20 protein-coding genes are annotated in these 21,440 nt (G+C 56.8%); 10 read left to right on the forward strand and 10 right to left on the reverse strand.

The window, feature by feature from the left end; translation table 11 throughout:
* Nucleotides 1–24: 24 nt before the first annotated feature.
* The 3 genes from QSK43_RS07365 to QSK43_RS07375 form a co-directional block, all read right to left on the reverse strand.
* Nucleotides 25–1,443 (reverse strand): MFS transporter, encoded by a 1,419-nt coding sequence (locus QSK43_RS07365; RefSeq protein WP_332302890.1) that lies wholly within the window; start codon nt 1,441–1,443, stop codon nt 25–27.
* Between the two features lie 80 nt (nt 1,444–1,523).
* Nucleotides 1,524–2,135, reverse strand: coding sequence for a TetR/AcrR family transcriptional regulator (locus QSK43_RS07370; protein ID WP_244529431.1), 612 nt, complete (start codon nt 2,133–2,135; stop codon nt 1,524–1,526).
* Between the two features lie 81 nt (nt 2,136–2,216).
* Nucleotides 2,217–2,597, reverse strand: a complete 381-nt coding sequence (locus tag QSK43_RS07375; protein ID WP_131586769.1) for a winged helix-turn-helix transcriptional regulator — start codon at nt 2,595–2,597, stop codon at nt 2,217–2,219.
* A gap of 46 nt (nt 2,598–2,643) precedes the next feature.
* Here QSK43_RS07375 and QSK43_RS07380 point away from each other — a divergent pair, with 46 nt between their 5' ends.
* On the forward strand, nt 2,644–3,453 hold the full coding sequence (locus QSK43_RS07380) for an SDR family NAD(P)-dependent oxidoreductase (protein ID WP_131586771.1): 810 nt from the start codon (nt 2,644–2,646) through the stop codon (nt 3,451–3,453).
* A gap of 44 nt (nt 3,454–3,497) precedes the next feature.
* Here QSK43_RS07380 and QSK43_RS07385 read toward each other — a convergent pair whose 3' ends face one another.
* The 3 genes from QSK43_RS07385 to QSK43_RS07395 form a co-directional block, all read right to left on the reverse strand.
* Nucleotides 3,498–4,484 carry an alpha/beta hydrolase gene (locus tag QSK43_RS07385; RefSeq protein WP_105431424.1) on the reverse strand — a complete coding sequence of 329 codons (987 nt, stop codon included), beginning with the start codon at nt 4,482–4,484 and terminating at the stop codon, nt 3,498–3,500.
* A 193-nt stretch (nt 4,485–4,677) separates the two neighbouring features.
* Entirely contained in the window at nt 4,678–5,334 is a 657-nt protein-coding gene (locus tag QSK43_RS07390) for an NrsF family protein (protein ID WP_092990772.1), read from the reverse strand.
* A complete protein-coding gene (locus QSK43_RS07395) occupies nt 5,327–5,899 on the reverse strand; it encodes a sigma-70 family RNA polymerase sigma factor (protein WP_332302891.1) in 573 nt (190 codons plus the stop codon). Before QSK43_RS07395 ends, QSK43_RS07390 begins: the two co-directional genes overlap by 8 nt.
* A 158-nt stretch (nt 5,900–6,057) precedes the next feature.
* Here QSK43_RS07395 and QSK43_RS07400 point away from each other — a divergent pair, with 158 nt between their 5' ends.
* Nucleotides 6,058–6,834, forward strand: a complete 777-nt coding sequence (locus tag QSK43_RS07400; protein ID WP_105431426.1) for an alpha/beta fold hydrolase — start codon at nt 6,058–6,060, stop codon at nt 6,832–6,834.
* Nucleotides 6,835–7,145: 311 nt separating this feature from the next.
* Here QSK43_RS07400 and QSK43_RS07405 read toward each other — a convergent pair whose 3' ends face one another.
* The 3 genes from QSK43_RS07405 to QSK43_RS07415 form a co-directional block, all read right to left on the reverse strand.
* Nucleotides 7,146–8,408, reverse strand: coding sequence for a type II toxin-antitoxin system HipA family toxin (locus QSK43_RS07405; protein WP_092990774.1), 1,263 nt, complete (start codon nt 8,406–8,408; stop codon nt 7,146–7,148).
* Nucleotides 8,405–8,632 carry a helix-turn-helix domain-containing protein gene (locus QSK43_RS07410; RefSeq protein WP_062590678.1) on the reverse strand — a complete coding sequence of 76 codons (228 nt, stop codon included), beginning with the start codon at nt 8,630–8,632 and terminating at the stop codon, nt 8,405–8,407. The genes QSK43_RS07405 and QSK43_RS07410 overlap by 4 nt, the downstream gene beginning before the upstream one ends.
* A gap of 149 nt (nt 8,633–8,781) precedes the next feature.
* On the reverse strand, nt 8,782–9,693 hold the full coding sequence (locus tag QSK43_RS07415; RefSeq protein ID WP_332302892.1) for an HNH endonuclease: 912 nt from the start codon (nt 9,691–9,693) through the stop codon (nt 8,782–8,784).
* Between the two features lie 159 nt (nt 9,694–9,852).
* Here QSK43_RS07415 and QSK43_RS07420 point away from each other — a divergent pair, with 159 nt between their 5' ends.
* Complete coding sequence (locus QSK43_RS07420; protein ID WP_332302893.1) at nt 9,853–12,201, forward strand: hypothetical protein; 2,349 nt, start codon at nt 9,853–9,855, stop codon at nt 12,199–12,201.
* 326 nt (nt 12,202–12,527) lie between these two features.
* Here the strand turns inward: QSK43_RS07420 and QSK43_RS07425 are convergent, their stop codons facing one another.
* Nucleotides 12,528–13,403 (reverse strand): LysR family transcriptional regulator, encoded by an 876-nt coding sequence (locus QSK43_RS07425; RefSeq protein ID WP_236731850.1) that lies wholly within the window; start codon nt 13,401–13,403, stop codon nt 12,528–12,530.
* Between the two features lie 172 nt (nt 13,404–13,575).
* Here QSK43_RS07425 and QSK43_RS07430 point away from each other — a divergent pair, with 172 nt between their 5' ends.
* From QSK43_RS07430 to QSK43_RS07460, 7 genes are all read left to right on the forward strand, one after another.
* A complete protein-coding gene (locus QSK43_RS07430) occupies nt 13,576–14,472 on the forward strand; it encodes an AraC family transcriptional regulator (protein ID WP_080865299.1) in 897 nt (298 codons plus the stop codon).
* A gap of 244 nt (nt 14,473–14,716) precedes the next feature.
* A complete protein-coding gene (locus tag QSK43_RS07435) occupies nt 14,717–15,613 on the forward strand; it encodes an AraC family transcriptional regulator (protein WP_060727482.1) in 897 nt (298 codons plus the stop codon).
* 515 nt (nt 15,614–16,128) lie between these two features.
* On the forward strand, nt 16,129–17,607 hold the full coding sequence (locus QSK43_RS07440; protein ID WP_332302894.1) for an aldehyde dehydrogenase family protein: 1,479 nt from the start codon (nt 16,129–16,131) through the stop codon (nt 17,605–17,607).
* 30 nt (nt 17,608–17,637) lie between these two features.
* A complete protein-coding gene (locus tag QSK43_RS07445) occupies nt 17,638–18,150 on the forward strand; it encodes a nuclear transport factor 2 family protein (protein ID WP_332302895.1) in 513 nt (170 codons plus the stop codon).
* A 226-nt stretch (nt 18,151–18,376) separates the two neighbouring features.
* Complete coding sequence (locus QSK43_RS07450) at nt 18,377–19,072, forward strand: hydrolase (protein ID WP_080865453.1); 696 nt, start codon at nt 18,377–18,379, stop codon at nt 19,070–19,072.
* A 64-nt stretch (nt 19,073–19,136) separates the two neighbouring features.
* The gene (locus QSK43_RS07455; RefSeq protein ID WP_332302896.1) at nt 19,137–19,427 is read left to right on the forward strand and encodes a XapX domain-containing protein; all 291 of its coding nucleotides are present in this window, start codon (nt 19,137–19,139) and stop codon (nt 19,425–19,427) included.
* Nucleotides 19,427–21,409, forward strand: coding sequence for an amidohydrolase (locus tag QSK43_RS07460; RefSeq protein WP_332302897.1), 1,983 nt, complete (start codon nt 19,427–19,429; stop codon nt 21,407–21,409). Before QSK43_RS07455 ends, QSK43_RS07460 begins: the two co-directional genes overlap by 1 nt.
* Nucleotides 21,410–21,440: the final 31 nt, after the last annotated feature.

Consider the following 21,440-nt stretch of genomic DNA (forward strand, 5'->3'; position numbering starts at 1 on the left):
CATTGAGCCCGTCAATGCGCGTGCTCATCGGCGCACCGCGTTGTTCGACGGAAGGCCGGCGGAAAGCCATCCTGCGACGAGAAGACAGAGTGCGATTGCGACTGCTGCCAGACTATATGCCCGGCCGATGGATCTGGCATCGGTTGCAGACCCCAAAATCAAGAAGAACAACCCGCCAATGAGTGCAACCGCGAATGCGCCGCCAATCTGAAGTGTGGAATTGATGAGGCCGGAGGCCAGTCCCGATTGCGGTCTGGCGACGCGCTGCACGACGCTCTTCAAAAGGTTTGGAAGCGCGATCCCCTGCCCCGCTCCAATGAGAAAGAGCGCTAGAGAAAGAAACTGGGCATAATCACTTGAGATCAGGGCGGCCGTTGCAAACAGGCCGCCGGCTTGCAGCCCCATGCCAATGGCAGCGGAGTATCTTCCAAAGAAGCGGAGGACGCGCTCGCTTTCAAAAGGGCCAAGGACAAAACCGGCTGCGGCAGGCAGGATGGCCAGCCCGGCTTCAAATGGCGTGCGGCCAAGGCCGCTCTGTTGATAAACCGAGAATACGAGCCAGAATGCCGCCAGAGAGTAGAAGAAGAAGGCAGCTGTCAACCCGCGCTTCAACCCCGAGACGTTCAGCAGGCTTGGTTCAAGGATAGGATTTCCGCCCGCTGTCTCGACGTATCGCTCATACCGCCAGAACAAGACGAAAAGCAGTGGTGAAGCACAGAGCATTAGAAGCAACCAGATTGACCACCCCTGCTCCCGGCCCTCGATCAGCGGCGCGATCAGGGCAGAAAGTGCGAGCGCGACCAGCAAGGCTCCGCCCAAATCCAGCTTGCTTGGGTGTTCCGAGCGGGTTTCGCGCAACATGAAGGAGGCCAGCGGCGCAGCGATCGCGATCACCGGGAGGTTGATCAGGAAAATGGCCCTCCATCCGAGACCGAAGATATTCAGTGCGATTAGCGCTCCGCCGAGAAACAGACCAACCATCGATGCCACCCCAAAAGTCAGGGCATAAAAGCTGAGGGCTTTTGATTTTTCGTGGTCTGGGAAAATCGCATTGATGGAAGCCAAGGCTTGCGGTGCCATAATTGCCGCTGCAAACCCCTGAATGATACGGCCGGCGACCAACGCGGCTGGAGACCAGGCAAACCCGCATAAGGCAGATGCGGCTGCAAACCCGATCATCCCAACCAAAAAGACATTTCGTCTACCATAGAGATCTCCAAGCCTGCCGCCAGTGATCAGCATCACAGCATAGGTGGTGGCGTAACCGGAGATAATCAGCTGCATCGTTGACGCAGAGGCTCTGAAATCCGCCCGGATCGAGGGCAGCGCCACATTGACGATGAAGAAGTCAAGCGGTGGCAAAAAGGCGCCGGTCAAAAGGATGATCAGTGCAATCCATCGACGTGGATCGAGTTTGTCATCGGGATTGCTCGTGTCTCTCATAAGTGTCTCCACATCGACCAAAAAATCGATCGAAGGTTTGCAATGTTAAAAATTTGGAACCTATTGGTTCCAAATTGAAGTCAGCCAAGCGCCTTTAGCGCCAGTTCGACCATGGCCCTCGTCTCAGCGCGATCCGCTCCTGCTTTGGCAAGGACCCGCATGCCCTGAATCTGACACACGAGGAACCTGGCAAGCGTTCGTTCATCCAGCTCGGGATCGATTTCGCCCAAGGCCTGCGCTCTTATTATCGCCGCCGCATAAAGATCTTGCAGCCGCCGGAACAGCCGGGAAATACGTGGTGCGACCTCTTTATCCTCTGGAAGCATCTCGACGGCTGCAAAGACGACAAAGCATCCACGCAAACCTTCCTTTCCCGATGCTTGATCCACTTGTTGAGAAAAAGCTTCTAAAATCGCGGCTTTGGGCGACGGATTGGAATGAAGCGCTTCACCGACCGAGCGAACGGCGTCCTCAATGTAAGCGTCGAGGGCGCGCAGATAGACGCCTCTCTTATCGACGAAAGCCTTATAAAAGCTGCCTCTGGAAAGTTTCATACCCTCAAGCAAGTCGGGAAGGGATGCTTCGTGATATCCACGATCCCAAAATACGTGCATTGCTTTTCGAACTGCTTCATCGAGTTCAAATTCTCTAGGGCGACCAACGGACGCGGATATTTGAGTACGCTTGACCATGGAGACTATATGGAACCATTCGGTCCATAATGCAAGCGATATTTTCGGGATGACGCGGCAAACATTCAGCACCCAACTTAGTTAGCAACGCCGATCGACAGGATAGTCCCGAGAGAATTCCCTGACCGCCATCAAAATCGGCATAAGCCCGCGGCCTGCTGAACTCAGCGAGTACTCGACTCGAGGAGGCTGCTCTTGAAAGTCGTGTCGGATTATGAGGCCGTCAATTTCCAGTTCCCTGAGATGTTGCGTTAGCATCTTCTGGGATATCCCAGGTATGTCTCTCATGAACTGCGATGCCCGCAATGATGGTTCGGCGAACAACCGGAAAAGGATCGGCAGTTTCCAGCGTCCTGTGATCATCCGAAGCACCCTGCTGACATGAAAGACAGAACCGTCGGCTCCGAGACACGTCGCCCTGTCCTCGACAGGCACTTTAAAGTGCGTAATTGCCTGCTTCATCAACGAACCTCATATCTGCAGAAGACGATAACACGGATCAAATATCATGGACTTACAACTCCAGAACAAGGTTGCGCTGGTCACGGGAAGCAGCAAGGGAATTGGCGAGGGTGTGGCCAGAGGCCTCGCAAAGGAAGGGGCAACCGTTCTTGTCCACGGTCGCGACCGAATGAAAACGGAGGAAGTCGCGCATGACATCATATCCTCTGGAGGTCGGGCATTCGCGGTAGTCGGTGACCTGACAGTGTCGGATCAGGTTGACCGTCTTGTTAGGGATTCCAAGGCTACAGCAGGGTCGATCGACATCCTGATCAATAATGCCGGCGGATCTGCCCCGGCAGAGGATTGGACCTCAACGAACTCTGAGACATGGGCGGCTGTCTATGACAGGAACGTGCTCGCATCTGTGAGGATCATCTCGCTCGTTCTGCCCGCAATGAAAGCGTCGCGGTGGGGTCGGATCATAAACATCTCAAGCTTGGCGGCCCTGATGCCGCCTGCAAGTCGACCGGACTACTCTGCCGCCAAAGCAGCCATGATCGCGATGACGGCGTCGCTCGCAAAAGACGTTGCTGCACACGGCATCACCGCAAACACCGTGTCGCCTGGAACGGTGCATAGCATCAGTTTGGATACCACATTTCGTAAGAAAGCCATTGAGAGGGGCGTGGCCATCGACGCCGCCTGGAATGACGTAGAGAGAGAAATCCTGCCAATGTTTGCTGAGGTGCCCCTAGGAAGGGTTGGAACCCTCGAGGAGATTGCGGATGCGATTACATTTCTCTCGAGCCCCCGTGCCGGCTATATCACAGGAGCAAACCTCCGACTTGACGGCGGAATGTGGCCAGGGCTGTAGCAGGACAACAGAGGAGCTGCGTCAAACCTGTCTGGTTCCCCGCCTCAGTTCCAGCTTGCCATGACGAACCGGTGGATCTCCGCTTCGAGTTCCTGGTCTTCCGGCGTCCCACCCATCAAGCCACCATGGGGCATGGCTTCAAAGACGTGCAATTCTGTTTCCACGCCAGCTTTTCGCAAGGCTCGATGCATCCTCACCGTGTTCGATAGGAACAGGTCACGCGTGCCGGTCTGGAGAAATGTCGGCGGGAAGCCCCGCAGATCGCCAAAGAGTGGCGATAGATAGGGATTGGAAAGATCTGCACCACCAGCGTAGAGCAGGTTGCTTGATCTAAGCGGGCGAGGCAGAACCAGATCAAGCATCTGGTTTGTTTGGAAACTGTCGCCCGATTCGGTGAGGTCAACCTGTGGAGAGAGCAAGACTAATCTGCCGGGCATTGGCATGCCTTCATCTCTCGCCCGTAGCAGCATGGCAGTCGCGAGATTGCCGCCTGCCGATCTCCCCAGGATGACCACCTTCTCGGGAGAATGACCGTTCAACACATGACGGTACGTGGCCAAGCAGTCATCAAGAGCGACCGGATAGGGATGCTCGGGCGGCATCCGGTAATCGACGCCGTAGCATCGAACGGCATGCTGGTGAGCTTGGCGTCTCGCACTGACGCGACAGGCCTCTCCGCCTCCGAACACCAATGCGCCGCCATGCAGGTCGATGAGTGCGCTACGCTCATGAAACGATCTGTGCGGCGTCGCGACATGGATCGTTGCTTGTTCGACTACAATTGTCTCGACTGTGGACTGCAAACTCCCTGCAAGATCTTTTGCCGCGGCGGCGTAATGCGCATCTACTGCGGCTTTGATCGCCATCCAGCCTGAAAAATCCTCTGGGGACGGCATTTCATACCGCGCGTTGATCGGGCTGCCGTCCTCGTCTACCAGGCGTGACAGCGACGCCTGGGCTTCTACGCTAATGGATTGTGGGGGATAAATTGTTCGTGCAGGTGTGGTTACGCTGCGTGTGAAATTGCTCATTTTTCTTGCTCTGTCATTGGTCGAAAATCGACATCTTTACCCCTACCTCGGAATATCGGTCTGGCTTATCAAATTACGATCATCTGCACGCGACACGACATCGCATGGAATTGATGCCGATGTCCGGGGCTCCTTCTTTGCCGTATCCCAGAAATGTGTGGGGGACGTTGCATCCATTGCCGACCTCAGCCAGCTACCACCTCAACAATCTTGGGCCAGTAGCCGCTCCCAACGCAGTCACGAACGCGATAGCAACCGAATACCATATTGCGACGAAGGCAGCGCCATCGTTGAGACAAGCGATCGTATAGGCAAGGGCACCGACGGAACCTGCGAGCAAACCCGCGACAGCGCCTGCTCGGCCAAGCCGCGTAGGCGTTCCTGCCCGCATGGCAGCAAGAAAAGCAGCCAACGCAGGAATGGAAGCCATAATGATGATGCCTGCACAACTTGACACCGAATAAGTGTGAACCCCAAGCAATGGAAAGCCGCTCCGGTCGAGCAATGCTCCGGCAAGCAGGAACGCTACGCCTGGAGCAAGACACAGCAACGCACGAAGCGCCCGGCCCGGTCGTACCACGGTCCTAGCGAGCTGAAACGCGCCAGCTGCGATAAGCGCCACGCCGATGACTTTGAACTGGAACGTCCAGGTCGGCAAGATCCGCGCGAGATCTGAACGCGCCCCGGCAATCAGCAGAACCACGCCAGTTGCCGCCAAGATCGAAAAGACCATGGCAGCGGCAAGGACAATGGAGAGACTGGGTGTTGCCGACGATCGTTTTCCTGCCTGCGTTGCCAATCCCTTGATCAGATCGTCGGTCCGCCCCGTCAGCCGTTGGGTGTCATCCATGGTCGAAGCCTTTTCTCCGCGCGGCAACCATCAGTTTCTTTAAGGAGCGATGGAACGCGACCCGCACCGCCCCTTCACTTGATCCGAGCCGTTCTGCCGCATCTTTGGTCGATGCGCCCTGAAGACCGATGGCGCGGACAGCAGCCTGTTCGCCACGAGGCAGGGCAGAAATGAGTTTCTCGACATCTGCCGGATTGCGCTCCGGATCGAACGCCTCCGAAGAAAAGATGCCAGCCCATTCCTCCTCGGTCAGATCAATGCGCACGCGTGCATCCCGTCCTAGGCGCCGGCTTGCATCAATGATCTTGTAGCGCACAATTGCATTCAGCCAGGGAAGCAGAGCCCTCTGCGTATCCCATTGATTGCGACGGGAGTGAACGGCGATCAACACCTCCTGGACGACATCCTCTACCTCTGCGAGACTGAAGCGCATGCGCCGCAGATGTGCTTCGACGATCCTGCGCACCGAAGACGCGAAGTCCCGAAGAAAGGCTTCATAGGCAGCACTATCTCCAGTACGTTCGGCCCGCATCGCTTTCGCCCATCTGTCTTCCCGTGTGTCCATGCATCCGTAACTTCGTTGGACGAGACCTGTTATTACGTGGCATTTCGAAAATATTCCGATTTTGCCCAACGATCACATAATCGTGACAGTGTAATATCGAGGACTCGGCATCGAAAGACTCCCCCGAAGCATGTGCTTTATCACGAAAGGAGTCCCGGATGATCATGAACAGACGCAAATTTTCAACTGCATTGCTTGCCGGTGCGGCGGCATCGCTAGTTTCAACCAACAGCATGGCCGCACCAGCGATTGCCCGCCCACAAAAGACCCGCAACATCGTCTTCGTCCACGGGCTTTTCGCCGATGGCTCCTGCTGGAGCGAGGTCATATCCAGGCTACAGCCCAAAGGTCTGAATATCACGTCGGTCCAGAACCCTCTGACCACCCTACCCGAGTCGATTGCGGCTGCCGAGCGCGTGCTGGCGCGGCAGGACGGCCCAACCGTCCTTGTCGGGCACTCATTCGGCGGAATGGTCGTAACGCAGGCAGGTATGCATCCGCATGTGTCCGCTGTCGTATATATCGCAGCCCGTGCCCCAGATGCGAACGAGGACTTCGCCGCATTGGCCAAGACTTATCCTACACCTCCCGCATCTGCCGGTATTGTTTTCGACGGCGAGGAAGGCAGGCTAACCGAGAGGGCGTTCCTTGAGGACTTCGCCGGCGATATCCCAAGGGCTCGTGCCGAAGTGCTTTACGCAACGCAGTATCCGTTCCGGAAGGCACTACTCTCAGGCAAAGTTACCGAAGCCGCTTGGCGCCACAAGCCCAGCTATTATGCGGTGTCGAGCGAGGACCGCACGATCAACCCGGATCTGCAGCGCTTTCTCGCCAAACGCATGGACGCAAAGGCAATCGAAATAAAAGCCAGCCATCTCTCGCTGATCTCGCACCCGGGCGAGGTCGCGGAGCTTATCCTGGAAGCTGCAGGCTAGAAAGCCTAATCTGATACGCGAAAGCCAGACAGTCAGACACCGCTGGGTGAACTCCCCTAAGCCTGCGCTAATCGTCCAGTGGCCTTTTTGCAAAGCGGATGGTTTCCAGGCAACCAAGCGAGCAGGCAATCGAGAGAGGACGACAGCCAAGACTGGGGGTGTCGTTCTTTCTCCGAGCTGTTAGCCGATGAATATATGTTTGCCAGGTTGTTCGGATTTATCTCTCAAGGAATTTAGCTCTTGAAGGGATACGAACCGCCGGCCCGTTGGTCGAAGGACAAAGCGCTAGATATCCGCGACCATTCAAACACTTAAGATACCTGCTGCGTGACTCTCTGCAATGAACCAGCCCGGCTTGAGATGACCTTGCGAATTGCGCTCAGGATGGGATGATTGATCCCCTCGTCTGCCAACTCTGCAAGAAGGATATCAGCCTCGCTCACAATCCTTTCCGCCATTTGGGCAAGGTCGCGAACAAGGATGCGCTGAGAAGATTTGGTTTCGGGCACAAGTGTCGCCCAATGCTTCAGCTGGATCGTGTCGGGCACATCGCGGCCGCCAATCTTCATGGCGAGCCTCTTTGACAAGCGAGGATAAACGGCCGTGCAAACGACATCGTAGATCGGTGCCAGATCCGGTTCATCGGAGCCATAAAGCAGGGCGTAGTTCTTGCCGTGGGCATCGGCGTTGCCGACGAGATAATGGAAGATCAGCATGCGGATGAATTGCAACCGATCCGCGACAGGTCTAGCGCAGGCCTGGTCGATCAGCCCGAGAGCATGTCCTGTCCCCGGTCCGCCCTCGGCCTCATACTTCAGCTCCGGCGGGACGCTAAGGGCCTGGCAAAAGTCTTCCTGGTGTAAGCGCTCAATGATACCGTCTGCAGCTTTCGTCCGATCATAACGCTCAACCAGGAGAAAGGCAGTCGCCCGGGCTAGGCGTATCTCGACATGGGGTACCGGCAGCTTGAGGCGAGCAGCCAGCCGCATACAAAAATACTCGTTCTCCACCGTGCCTTCCAAAGCCTGGATGACTGGTTTCAAGATATGGGTCGTTGGTCTGCCGTCTTTTGCCAAGGCAATGGAATCTCCATCGACAATGACCGCCAGTTTATCCTGCGCGCCGGCGAGCGATAGGCGAATGCCCTCGTCTCCGCCAAGCAAAGGCCGGGTCCGCAGCCTGCTGAGAATTTCATCCAGACGTTCCGAAGTGAGAATTTCGGCTTGGGACTGGCCGGGAGGTTCGGGCACCGTGCCGGTCGGATAGAGTGACAAGGCACCTGCGCATTCGCCCCCGATAACTTCCAGTAGTCCGAAGGCATTGCCTGCCGAAAGGCCGAGCGCCCCAGCGAGGCGTTGCCGCGCGCCTTCGTCAGGCAAGAGACCGGAGAAAAACGGGCGCACCACCTGATCACCGAAGGCTTCTTCCTGCAGGGGCATCGAGAACGAGATCGCACGCGATCGTTGGTCCAGGAGATACGCGCCATCGTAGGCAAAAGTCAGCAGGCCGTCGTCAAGCCGGCCGAGTACGCCCGCCTTGGTGTCGCGAAAATAGACGTCCAATACCCGGGTCATGATCGCGGGCCCTGGCGACGCCCGACCGAAACAAGAAGGCCAAGACCGGCCAAGACTTGCATCGCACGGCCAATCTGGCAGCTCTCTTTGCCGGCCTCGAGTTCACGCAGAAAACGTACCCCCACACCAATCACCCCGGCGAGTTGCTCCTGGGTTAACCCTTGCTGTTTGCGCTCCTGACGGATTAGCATGCCGAGGCTTTTCGTATCTTTGATCTTTTCCATAATCACCCCTATCGGGATGATTATATCATCAGATGGTGCAAAAGGAAGACAAAAGAACCGATCGGGATGATTTTAGGATTACTGGCGCCAACTGACTGAAATAGAACCGATCGGGATGAATCCACATCACCGCAGGACTACCCAAATGTTTACTGCTTGAAACAGTTCTCACGGTGCCATCTCAGGAACTGGGGATGTGGCCTCTCGAAAACCCTGCTAGGCACGATCGCCTTCCCGGTCTTGTTGAGGAGTCCTTGAATGCTGTCAGGATCATTCGCCTGACGCGATACCAGGATATCAAGATCGTCCGAAAGGCCAATCAGACCGCGGTCAAACATCCAGTGTGCGGTGCCCGAAAGAGCAATTCCGTTGGAAAGAATGTCAGGCCCGCTCGCTTCCACCGGCCGGATATGTGCGGCGTCGACCTCTGCCCGGCCACCACCGTTGATGAGCTTCAATCCCGTGATGGCGCATCGTTTGTCATAAGCGTGAAGAACGAGGCGGCGAAACAGCCGATTTCGAACGATCCGCGACGAGAGTTGCGTAACCCGGTCGCGCTCCTGCTCGAACATGAACGGCGCTTGAGCTTCATCTGCAAATCCATCGACCGCATGCGTCACCCCCGGCTCATCCAGCCGAGGCAGTTCAGGCTCATGCTCGTCTATGCCAATAGATACGATGCGGTTGAAATCTGCTGCGGATATCGGCCGGACTGCGGCCTGTGCTCTGCCCGAAATGCGGCCCTCTTCATTCAGCACGCCTCGCTCTATGACACCGTCTGGTCCGCTGAACGGAACGGGATTGATGAAGTCGAGATAGCTGCCTTGTTCGATCAGCGCCAGATACATGCCGGGGGCCTTCGGATCAGGAATAACCCGTTCAACCTTGGCGACAGCAAAATAGCCGCGGGTCGCTGCGACTTTCCGAGGCTCGTAGTAGACGATCCAGTCACCTACACAGGCGTGGACACGACCGAGATACTGACCCGGGAACTGGTATTGTTCAGCCGGGCTATCGTCGTAAATCGAATCTGACCGGTGAATGAAAACCCCGAATCCCATCTGCAACCTTTAGCATGAGGCTCATGATGCTTCATTTGAAATCTGGGAACCTGAGCCTAGCCCCAAAAGCTCGCCGCTGCGGCAATACCATTTGTTAAACGTCCACTCCTATTCCCGCCCGCCCTCGACACCGGTATTCGAGAGATATGGAATAAGAGCATGGCAACACACGATCTTTCAATTCATCACTTTCAACGAAAAATCTCGGATTTCTGCGAGGTGCGCATCGCGCCAATCGCCTCACAGCGAGTTCTGGAAAGCATTCGGCCCTATCTCGTTGGTCTTGTCATCCACCGCCGGCCACCACCGATCGTTAGTGGCCGTATGGATTGGACGGCCATTGGCGAGGCATGCGGGATCGAAAACCAATTGACAGCCGATTTGAAGAAGGCGCTCCGTCCGGGACTGGACGCGATTATCCGCTGGCTCGGAGAACCGCCTGCCGCCGATGACATACAGTCGACGAAAACACGCACGAAATCGCGCAATACCGTTCGGCGCAAGGTGGAAACTGCGACGCGTTCCAGACCGCGACAGATCCTCTCCGACAAGACCCCGGCTACCTCTTCGTCAGTGCAGAGGGGACCACAACCGAAACCAATTAGTCCATTCCCTGAGCCATTGTTTGAGGCGACCGATGATCCGGCGAGCTTTAACGATGCGCTCGTTTATCACATGCGCCGGTTCGGCGAGAGCTACTGGCAACTCTACCGCGCCGTCGTTCGCCTGGGCGAGACGTTCGATGACAAGACTTTGCTGTCGTGGGTTCAGGGCGAGCGCGTGCCGCGATCTTTGACGAGCTTCGAGATCCTGTCCCGTATAGAGCGGCGCTACCGACTGGGACAGGGGTATTTCAAAGGGAAGCTGCCGCACCAATCCCGCTCCCTATACGGCCATGATATGGGCGACATCAGCGCTGCGGAGCGGCGACGACTTGCATGGCATCTTCCGGATAATTTCAGCAGCTTGCCGTTCTCCAAGCGGGAGGAAATCATCGAATGGGTGCGCCGGTTCATCATCTCGGGCTCAACCGACTATCGTCGCTACCAGGCGGCGGCAATCAAACAGCGTTATGCAATTCGGTTTCCAGGCATCACCTATGGCGTAGGCACCCTGTCTCCACGACCACAAATAAACCCGGACAGCACGAGTCACAATCCCGAGGCCTTTGAAGATCCTGATCTCCTGTCCGCCGTCGTCGATGCGCCGCCGCGGTTGGCTATGGAGATGGCCGATCTGATCCGCTTCAAGACATCGACGCTGACCGCAATCGGCTTCCAACGAAATGGAGTTTGGGGAGAGGAAACCGCATCCCAGAAGGTCGAGCATCTCGGCCTCATGTTCGGTGCCCTCGCTGCCTCACCCGCCAGCGTCGTCAAAGGGCGCGGTGTGCCGCTCCGCCAACTAACCTTTGGCCTGTTGATCTTCCCGGGCGTCTGGGACTGGTACCTCCAATGGCGGGAGCAGCGCCGCGGCTTCTACACCAAGTGGGAAGAAGACATGCTGATGGTGGCGCAAGCTCTCACGCGGGCGGAGGTGGGCTGGATCCGCCAGCATCCGGAGCTCCTGAAGAAGGTTCAGCCAATCGAAGGGCTGATCGCGCCGGAGGAGATAGAATTTGCGAGGCGTGACTGGCACGGCGCCTGCGATGCGTTCCACCGGCACGCTGCCAATCGCTCGAAGGAAATCCAGCGTGTCATGCGCGTGCATCGCGATCCGTTCGAGCCGATCATGGTGATCCTTGAGGCAGACAGCCCATTGTCGGAGTACCGCAAGATTACAGATGAAATCCTGAAGCGCATGCCGGATGAAGATCGCTATCCTCGAGCAGCAGCCGAAGCGGTCCGCTCTTTCCTTTTGCTTCGCCTGGGTCTTCATCTTGGGCTTCGACAAAAGAACCTTCGCCAGCTTCGTTTGTGCCCGCGTGGGCATTTTCCGACATCAGAGCGGCGGCTGGAGGATATGAAATGCGGTGAATTGCGCTGGAGCGATCGGGAAAACGGATGGGAGGTCCTCATCCCATCAATCGCCTTCAAGAACTCAGGCTCATCATTCTTCGGACAAAAGCCGTTTCGCCTGATCCTGCCGGATTTGCTCGACCTCTACAAATATCTTGAGGCCTATATCGATCGCCATCGCGGTGTGCTGCTCGGTTCAGCGAAAGATCCCGGCACCTTTTTCGTCAAGACGGTGAAGACGACCAGTCTGGACGCGGCATACGATTCCACCAAATTCTATGAAGCATGGCGGACAGTGATCCAACGCTACGGCATCTACAATCCCTATACCGGCCGCGGAGCCATCAAGGGCCTGCTGCCGCACGGACCGCATAATCTTCGGGATATTCTGGCAACCCATATCCTAAAGCAGACCGGGTCATACGAGCAGGCGAGTTATGCCATCCAGGACACACCGGATGTCGTTCAGCAACACTACGGTCGCTTCCTGCCGCAGGACAAAGCGGCACTTGCGGCGAAAATCCTCAATCAGGTTTGGGAAGCTGCATAGCCACTCGGATGAATGGCTGATCCACATCGCCCATGCAGATGCAAACCAAGCCCCGCATCTGCATGGGCCCTGCCGGTCGTCTCCGCCTTGAAGGGACTCGAACTACCGACACGCAATATCATCTCGATAAACGCCTGATAATTCGCTTGTTCTCGAAACACCCGCGTCCCGCCCAATTTCTATAAGGGTATTAAATCGACTGATGCGCCTATTGCTTTTGGCGCTCAGACAAAAGCCTACCCGTAGCGGTATGCGGTGCGGATACTACGACGGACCGCGATAACGAGGTCTTGCTGCACAGTATGCATAACACGGTGTTGTACTCGTCAGTACAGCTCGTTGAAGACCCGTTCAGCCATAAAATCAATGAAAGCACGAACCTTTGGAGCCCGCGCAGACATCGGAGGCCACACAAGCGAAACGCTGCCTCGCTCTTCTGTGTAGTCTTCAAGAACGGGTTGAAGGCGGCCGGCCGCTATGTCGTCTTTGACGAGATAGCTTGGTACTTGAATAATCCCCAAACCACCAAGCGCTGCGGATGCAAGTGCCTCGCCATCGTTCAAAATGATAGCGGGTTTAATCGGCTTTAACTGACTGGAGCTCTTAAACGCCCATATCTCCGGACGGCCGGTCGTCGGAAAACGATAAAAAATGCAATCATGTTTCTGAAGATCCGCCGGATCTTGCGGGACGCCAGACCGAGTGAGATAACACGGGGAAGCACAGGTGGTGAACGTATGGGGACCAATCCTCCGCGCCCGCAACGTCGATTCGTCCAACTCACCAAGCCGGAGGACCACGTCGTAGCCGCCTTCGATGATATCGACCTTCACATCATCGAGGAAAATGTCAGTTGTAACATCCGGGAATTTGGCCTGGAAATGTCTCAACGCCGGCATGATGACCTTGCGCCCCAACACGGTCGGTACGCTCACTTTGAGGCGACCTCTCGGCGCAGCTTGAAGCAGATGAAGCTCTTGCTCTGCATCTTGTAGATCTTTCAAGATGCGCGCGACGTATCGATTAAGAACGTCGCCTTCACCGGTCACAGCCAGGGACCGTGTCGTCCGGTTGAGCAATCGCAGCCCTAAACGCGCTTCAAGCCGTTCCACCGATTTGCCAACGGCCGATGAAGACAGCCCAAGCTTTCTCCCCGCGGCCGCGAAACTCCCGGTTTCCACGGCAACTGAAAAAGCGACCAAGCCACTAAGGGACTCTATGGAAAGGACTGACGACATTATGTCCGGGATGATGCGACATGTAACCCTATTCCGTCAACCGTCGTGATCCTCCACATTTCAGCACGGCGATGGCACAGTCTGAGTGGCCGGCGGTTTTGAGCATTTAGCTTTTGAATCCCGTAAGGAAAAAGTCATGACGGCTCCGACCTTCAAAACTTGGGCTGACTGGATCAAGAGAGGCAGCGTTGCTCCGCATATTCTGACTTTTAAGTCGGCGGGCACAAAGCTTGACATGGTGGAGGCCATCCGACCCAAAGGAGATCTTTCTCGGATGGCGTTGCCGAGTATGGTTCTAAATCAAGATTTGGTCGGCGGCTTACACTTGTGCGGCGATTTTGGCGGCGGACCCTTTGCCGGGACGAGCCTCAAAGGAGGCTTCTATCTCGCCCCACCTAATGCAGATTACAAGCTTACCGTCGATGCTGAGCATCATACTCGCGCGCTCGCTTTTTCAATTGAGTACTGGCAAATGGTTGTCGACTGGGCTGCGGATCGCAACTTCTCACTGACGGGCTCGAAGCTTTATAACGGTAGATGCTTCCGCTCACCTTTGATCCATTCGATATTTCGGCAGCTATGGCGGATAGGCGACGAAGAGGGGGCGCCGTCGCGAATGCTAGCGCAAGCAGCTGGGTGCGAAATACTGGCGGAGTTGTGTCGACTGCACCGCGCCCCATTCTCCCCCGCAAATGGCGGCTTAGCGCCTTGGGCGGAGCGGCGTTGCATAGAGATAATGCGGATGCGGCTCGCAGAGGATATAAGCCTCGTCGAGCTAGCAGCGGAAGTGAAGCTGTCGCCTTTCCATTTTGCCAGAATGTTCAAGCAGAGCGTAGGGGTTCCCCCACGGGTTTTTTTAACGCAACTACGCGTGGACAAGGCATGTGAATTACTCCGGTATTCGGATCTCCCGGTTACAGAAATCGCATTCGAAGTTGGCTATTCCTCTAGCCAGGTGCTTGCCCGAGTTTTTCTCAAACATCGGAATACGACCCCGACCGATTACCGCCGCGAACATCGAAAACCGCGATAAATTGTCACTTATGAGCTGAGGCGTATCGAATGTTGCCAATTATGCTTAAGCGGCGAATTCTTGGGCGCTTGTCCAAAATAATCGCAAGATTGGCAACGCCGAAGCAGGTGCCGCGCCGGAATGCGGTGGTTCCATACGTTAGGATAGCCAACGTTGCCGAGGCCGGCCGACACGTCTCGACCAGTTTGCAGTGGAGAATACGGTCCCGGTTTGAAGAGAGTGTTTGTCGGCTGGAGATGACACCATGACACCCCGTACTTTTGCGTCTTTTCCACAATGGTATAGCGAAGGTAGGCTCTCTAACTATTTGCGATCACTGAAATCGCCCGGAGGTCTTCTGAGCATGCTCGAAGCGGCGCCGCCAGCTGGCGACATGTCGCATCCGTCCGTGCCGGATCTTGTCCTGTATCAAGATGTGCTTGGCGGCAATCGCGTAAGCGGCGATATGGGAGGAGGACAATTTGACGTAAGCAGTGGCGCGCAAAGTTTCTTTCTATCCGCCCCAAATTTTGCCAACAGAATTATGCTGAACAGAAGTCATCAGGTTCGAAGCCTGTCATTCCCCATGGCTCAGTGGCGGGACGTAATAGACGAGGCCACCGATGGCGGGTTCTCATTCGAGCGTGCGGCGATTTATGGGGGAACGCTATCTTCGCCCCTGCTACAAACAACGTTTCGCAGCCTATGGGCGATATGCGATCAAGAGGGAGCACCATCTCGCTTGTTAGCCAGAGCTGCCGGTTGCGAGATACTTGCTGAACTTTGCCAATTGGGTGGTCAGCCTATAACGGTTGCCAGGGGAGGTCTAGCTCCTTGGGCGAAACGTCGCTGCCTTGACATGATGAGAGCGCGACTTGCCGAAGACATCGGTCTAGATGACCTCGCGAACGAGGCCCGGCTTTCGCCTTTTCATTTCGCACGCATGTTCAAACAAACTGTTGGGGTGCCACCGCGGGTCTACCTCACGCGGCTCAGGATGGAACGAACTTGCGAGCTGCTCGAGTCGACTGAAGTTCCAGTCTCCGTCATCGCATCAGAAGTCGGTTATTCGTCAGAAAAAGTGCTAGCGCGAGTGTTCCTGAAGCATCGAAGTAGCACGCTGTCGGACTACCGCCGCGCATTTCGGAGCGCATCAAGATGAATTACCCGAAGCAGCGAAATCCCACGCAGCGTTGCCCAATCGCCGAGAAATCACACTCATTTCGCCTGAAATGAGCATGGACCCGCCTTGACGGTAAAACTTCGACGCTTCGTCGTACCTTGCTCTCAGGGAGCGGCGCTCCCAACCAGGTCCACAATCGATGTCCACGTAGATTTGGGGCTTAGCCGCCGATCTGTCCCTCGCACCTCTCGACGTAAATTTTCAAGACGGGTCACTCCGTAAGTGTCCCCCCGCGCGTCGTCCCTGCGTAACGCTTGCTTAGTAACTGCGGCAGCTCGCACTGAAAGTATCAGGGCTTGCGGATCAACAGATGCAATGTACCGCAATATTCGACCCAAACCGCATGATCAGAAACGTACGGTCGCAACTAAAATGCAGAATGCGTCTTGCCCCTCAAGGAGGTGCCACGGGAAGCAACGTGTTTTGATCCTAAGAGGCTGCGATTAGCGCTGTGCCGCTGCGCAACAGCGCTGAAAATGGAAGGTAACTCGATTATGATATTAAAGCCCGTCAGCGCAGCGACTTATGTAGCTTTCAATTGGATCAATGGCTCGCAATGCCAAGAAGGTCGTTTGCAAGAGTCGATCGACCCGGCAACATATGATGTCATTGGTCATTTTCCTGACTGCGGGCTGGAGGCAGCTAAACTGGCCGTAGCAGCAGCTTCTAAAGCCTTTCGTGAGACTTTATGGGCGCACGATCACGAATTACGGGCGCGTGTGCTCGACCAACTAGCGTGCGCTTTTGAGCGCAATCGTGACAAACTGCTCGAGATTCTGTCGTTGGAGAACGGCAAGGTGAAGGCTGAAGCCGCGTTCGAGTTGGACATGGTTGCGAGTAAGCTTCGCTATTCCGCCGCAACAGCTCTGGTCGGAGGCGGACGGGCGAAGACCCCCAAGCCGGGGAGCATTTCCCTAATCCTTCGGCAACCGATGGGGGTCGCCGCAGTCATCGCCCCTTGGAACTCTCCAGTCATTCTGACGATCCGCTCGCTGGCTCCAGCGCTTGCTGCTGGCTGCACCACGGTCATCAAGCTTCCGGCGCAAGTCGCACAGACGGCAAGCGTTATGGCGGAGATAATGGCTGAAGCAGAAGATCTTCCGAACGGCGTGATCAATCTGTTCTTCGAGAGCGGCCCCGAAGGCTCTGCCTATTTAGTAGACTCGCCGGAGGTTCCGGTCGTCAGTTTTACGGGCTCAACCCGTACTGGTCGAGCCATCAGCAGCACCGGCGCAAGGTATCTCAAGCGTTTCGGCATGGAACTCGGCGGCAAGACGCCGATGATCGTCTTTGACGATGCAGACCTCGATGCCGCCTTGCCCGTTCTGGAAAAGGCGCTGACCGTCTTCAGCGGCCAGTTCTGCATGACGGGCTCTCGCTTGCTCGTGCAGGATGGGACATACGAGGCCGTCCGCGACGGCTTGGCCGAGCGGTTGCGCAACGTCAAAGTCGGCCCCGCCGCCGACCCCTCAAGCGATATGGGCCCGTTGATCGACCGCGCTAACGTTGCGCGGGTCGATGGTGTTGTCCAAGCCGCTATCGCAGCCGGGGCGCAGGTCGTCGAGCGTGGCGGTCCCATCAATGTTGGTACGCTTGCAAACGGCGCTTTCTTCCGCCCGGCGCTTCTGGAAGTCTTCGATAACAGTCTTGCCATCGTGCAGGAGGAGACTTTTGGTCCGGTGCTGACGATTCAGCGGTTCTCTGACGAGGCCGAAGCGATCCGGCTTGCCAACGACAACGAATACGGATTGTCAGCCAGCATCTGGACACGCGATGTCGATCGATCCTTGCGCGTCGCGCAGGCGCTCGAGGCGGGCTCGGTGTGGATCAATGACTGGGCGAAGGTCTACGACGGTACCGAAGAGGGCGGGTTCAAGCAGTCTGGCCTTGGCCGCCTGAACGGTCTGGCTGCGCTCGACGATTTCATCGAACACAAGCACATAGCGCTCAAGCCGGGCTTGACGCAGCGCTGACCCAAAAGCCACTCAAAAGGAGGAATTACCATGTCTACCAATACGAACGCCGAGAAGAAGTTTTCGAAAGCAGAACCAGCGTCGTCGACATCGCCTTTGGGGGTGTTGCAGTCGATCTTGTCGAACCCGACTGACCTGGAGTTCGTCAAACAATTCACGACGGACGACTTTGTTTATGTTTCGCTGAACTATGAGCACCCGGAGCTTAAACGGATCATGCCTTGGGCCGGTACGAACGTAGGTACAGAAGGGCTGGTTCAGACTTTCATCGATGTTGGCCGTTACTGGACGACAAACAACTTCGAAATCCAGGACAGTTTCGAAAATAAAGACGGCGCGGCGATCTTCGGCACGTTCACCTACACATCAAACGTTTTGGGTAAAACGGTGACGTCGCCCTTCTCGGTTCTGGCGCGCGGCGAGAACGGCAAATTGTCCTACGTGCAGTTCATGGAAGATACTTTCGCAACCGTCCGCAGTTTCAGAGATGGCGGCGAGTATTCTATCAAAGCGAACCCGGACGGGTCCGAGATCACCGCCTGAGGTAGGTTCGCCTCGCCCGGCTTCAATCACTCACCCGATAAGACGGCGTTTCGAGTGGCGTGTAGTTGGAATGCGAACGAAACTTCGGCAAGTTTTCGAAAGCAGCGCCGAAGAAACAAATCTGATGCAATTTGCTGCCTGGTTTCTTTCCGAGCAGCTTCTCTCAACCGATGGCCACTCAGGCTGGGCGGCGCCCTTCGCCGTGGCTCAATGTAAGGATATTCAGATGGCAAATTTTCTGCAGGTGCTAACTCCATCAAACTCTCAGCTTATCTTCATTGATCAACAGCCGCAAATGGCGTTTGGCGTCCAGTCGATCGATCGTCAAACGCTGAAGAACAATGTCGTCGGTCTTGCGAAGGCTGCGAAGATCTTCAACATCCCAACGACGATTACGACGGTCGAGACGGACAGCTTTTCCGGCAACACATTCCCTGAGTTGCTTGCCGTCTTCCCGGAACACGACATTCTCGAGCGGACCTCGATGAACTCGTGGGATGATCAGAACGTGCGCGATGCGCTGGCGAAGAATGCTGCCGAGGGCCGCAGGAAGATCGTCGTGGCGGGCCTCTGGACTGAAGTATGCAATATCACCTTCGCGCTTTCCGCACTCCACGATGTGCCGGATTACGAGATCTACATGGTCGCGGACGCTTCGGGTGGCACCTCGCTCGACGCGCACAAGTACGCTATGGATCGCATGGTGCAAGCTGGCGTAATCCCGGTGACCTGGCAGCAGGTGCTGCTCGAATGGCAGCGCGACTGGGCGCGCAAGGAAACCTACGACGCCGTCACCTCGCTGGTCCGCGACCATTCTGGTGCTTACGGCATAGGCATCGACTACGCGGTCACTCATGTCCATGGCGGCGCTGAGCGCGTCAAGCACGGCAAGCGGATCGGCCCCAACCCGGCTGCAAGGTAAAGCCTGATCGCACCGCTCCGATAGTCCCTGTCGGAGCGGTTTCCGCCCCTAAAGGAGCTTTGCCGTGAAACTTTATCTTCTCTCGCTTGGCGCTGGCCTGCTCGTCGGCGTCATCTATAGCCTGCTCAATGTCCGCTCGCCGGCGCCGCCAATCATCGCGCTGGTGGGACTGCTCGGCATTCTTGTCGGCGAGCAGATCGGTCCGCTTGCGAAAACCATCTGGGGCAAGCAACCCGCAGCTATCTCGTGGCTCAACCACATCAAACCTCACATGTTCGGACATCTGCCTAAGGGCAATCATGGTAGCTCCGAGATCGCCGGCAACCAGAGCCCGCCCGTAAAGGAGAAAATCTGATGCCTACACGCAGAACCCTTCTCGGAGCAGCATCCAGCCTCGCTTTTCCATCGCTCTTTTCATTGGCCCATGCCGCAGATCCCGTGGAAACCGGGGCTAGGAAGACTCATCCTGATCTGATCCTGCACAACGGACAGCTAACCACGCTCGATCGAACCAACCCGAGCGCAACTGCCGTTGCCATCAAAGACGGTCTCTTCCTCCGGGTGGGCGCGGATGGCGATATCATGCGTCTGGCCGGGCCTCAGACCAAAATCATCGACCTCAAGGGTAAGCGCGTGCTGCCCGGTCTGATCGACAACCATACCCACGTCGTTCGCGGTGGCCTGAACTACAATATGGAGCTGCGCTGGGATGGTGTCCGATCGCTGGCAGATGCGATGGACATGCTGAAGCGGCAGGTGGCGATCACGCCGGCGCCGCAATGGGTGCGCGTCGTCGGCGGCTTCACCGAGCAGCAGTTCGTTGAGAAGCGCCTGCCGACGCTAGACGAAATCAACGCGATCGCCCCCGATACGCCAGTCTTCTTGCTGCATCTTTACGATCGCGCGCTGCTGAACGGTGCGGCCCTTCGCGCCGTTGGCTACACGCGCGAAACGCCGAACCCGCCAGGCAGCGAGATCAGCCGCGATGCCAACGGCAATCCGACAGGCATGCTGATCGCCACACCCAATGCCACCATTCTCTATGCGACACTGGCGAAGGGGCCGAAGCTGCCGCTGGACTACCAGATCAACTCTACCCGCCACTTCATGCGCGAACTCAATCGCCTCGGCGTCACCGGCGTCGTTGACGCCGGCGGCGGCTTCCAAAACTATCCAGGTGACTACCAGGTTATCCAGACGCTTTCCGACGATGGCCAGATGACGGTGCGCCTTGCCTACAATCTGTTTCCTCAGAAGGCGAAGGAGGAAAAGGCCGATTTCCTTAAATGGACGTCGTCGGTCAAGTACAAGCAGGGCAACGATTACTTCCGCCACAACGGTGCGGGAGAAAGCCTCGTGGCATCGGCTGCGGACTTCGAGGATTTCCGTCAACCGCGACCCGACGCACTGCCGGAGATGGAAAGCGAGCTAGAGGACGTCGTGCGCATCCTTGCCGAAAATCGCTGGCCTTGGCGTCTGCACGCCACCTATGACGAGACGATTTCGCGTGCACTCGACGTCTTCGAAAAGGTCAGCAGGGATATCCCCTTCGAGGGGCTGAACTGGTTCTTCGATCATGCGGAAACGATCTCGGATCGTTCGATCGATCGCATAGCGGCGCTCGGCGGCGGTATCGCCACCCAGCATCGCATGGCCTTCCAGGGCGAGTATTTCGTCGAGCGTTACGGTCATGGCGTCGCCGAAGCCACCCCGCCGATCCGTAAGATGCTGGATAAGGGCGTGCACGTCTCTGCCGGCACCGACGCGACCCGTGTCGCCTCGTACAACCCCTGGGTCTCGCTCTCATGGATGATCACCGGCAAGACTATCGGCGGCATGCAGCTTTATCCGCGCGCCAACTGCCTCGACCGCGAGACGGCACTGAGGATGTGGACCGAGAAGGTTACCTGGTTCTCCAACGAGGAGGGCAAGAAGGGGCGGATCGAGAAGGGACAGTTCGCCGATCTGATCGTGCCGGACAAGGATTTCTTTTCCTGCCCCGAGGACGAGATCTCCTTCCTTACGTCTGATCTCACAATGGTCGGTGGCAAGATTGTCTACGGCGCCGGTGACTTCAGGGAGCTCGATGAAAACGAGGTTCCGCCCGCCATGCCCGACTGGTCGCCGGTGCGCACATTCGGAGGTTACGCCGCCTGGGGTGAGCCGGATGGCGCTGGCCGCAACTCGCTCCGCCGAACGGCAATCTCGACATGCGGCTGCGCCAGTGATTGCGGTGTCCATGGCCACGATCATGCCGGTGCCTGGACCTCGAAACTGCCGGTCGCGGATCTGAAGGGCTTCTTCGGCGCCCTTGGCTGCTCCTGCTGGGCGGTGTGAGGTCCGGCGAGAACCGGGCCGGGCAGCCTCG

This window comes from Rhizobium sp. GR12 (genome assembly GCF_036596185.1).
GTDB lineage: Bacteria > Pseudomonadota > Alphaproteobacteria > Rhizobiales > Rhizobiaceae > Agrobacterium > Agrobacterium nepotum.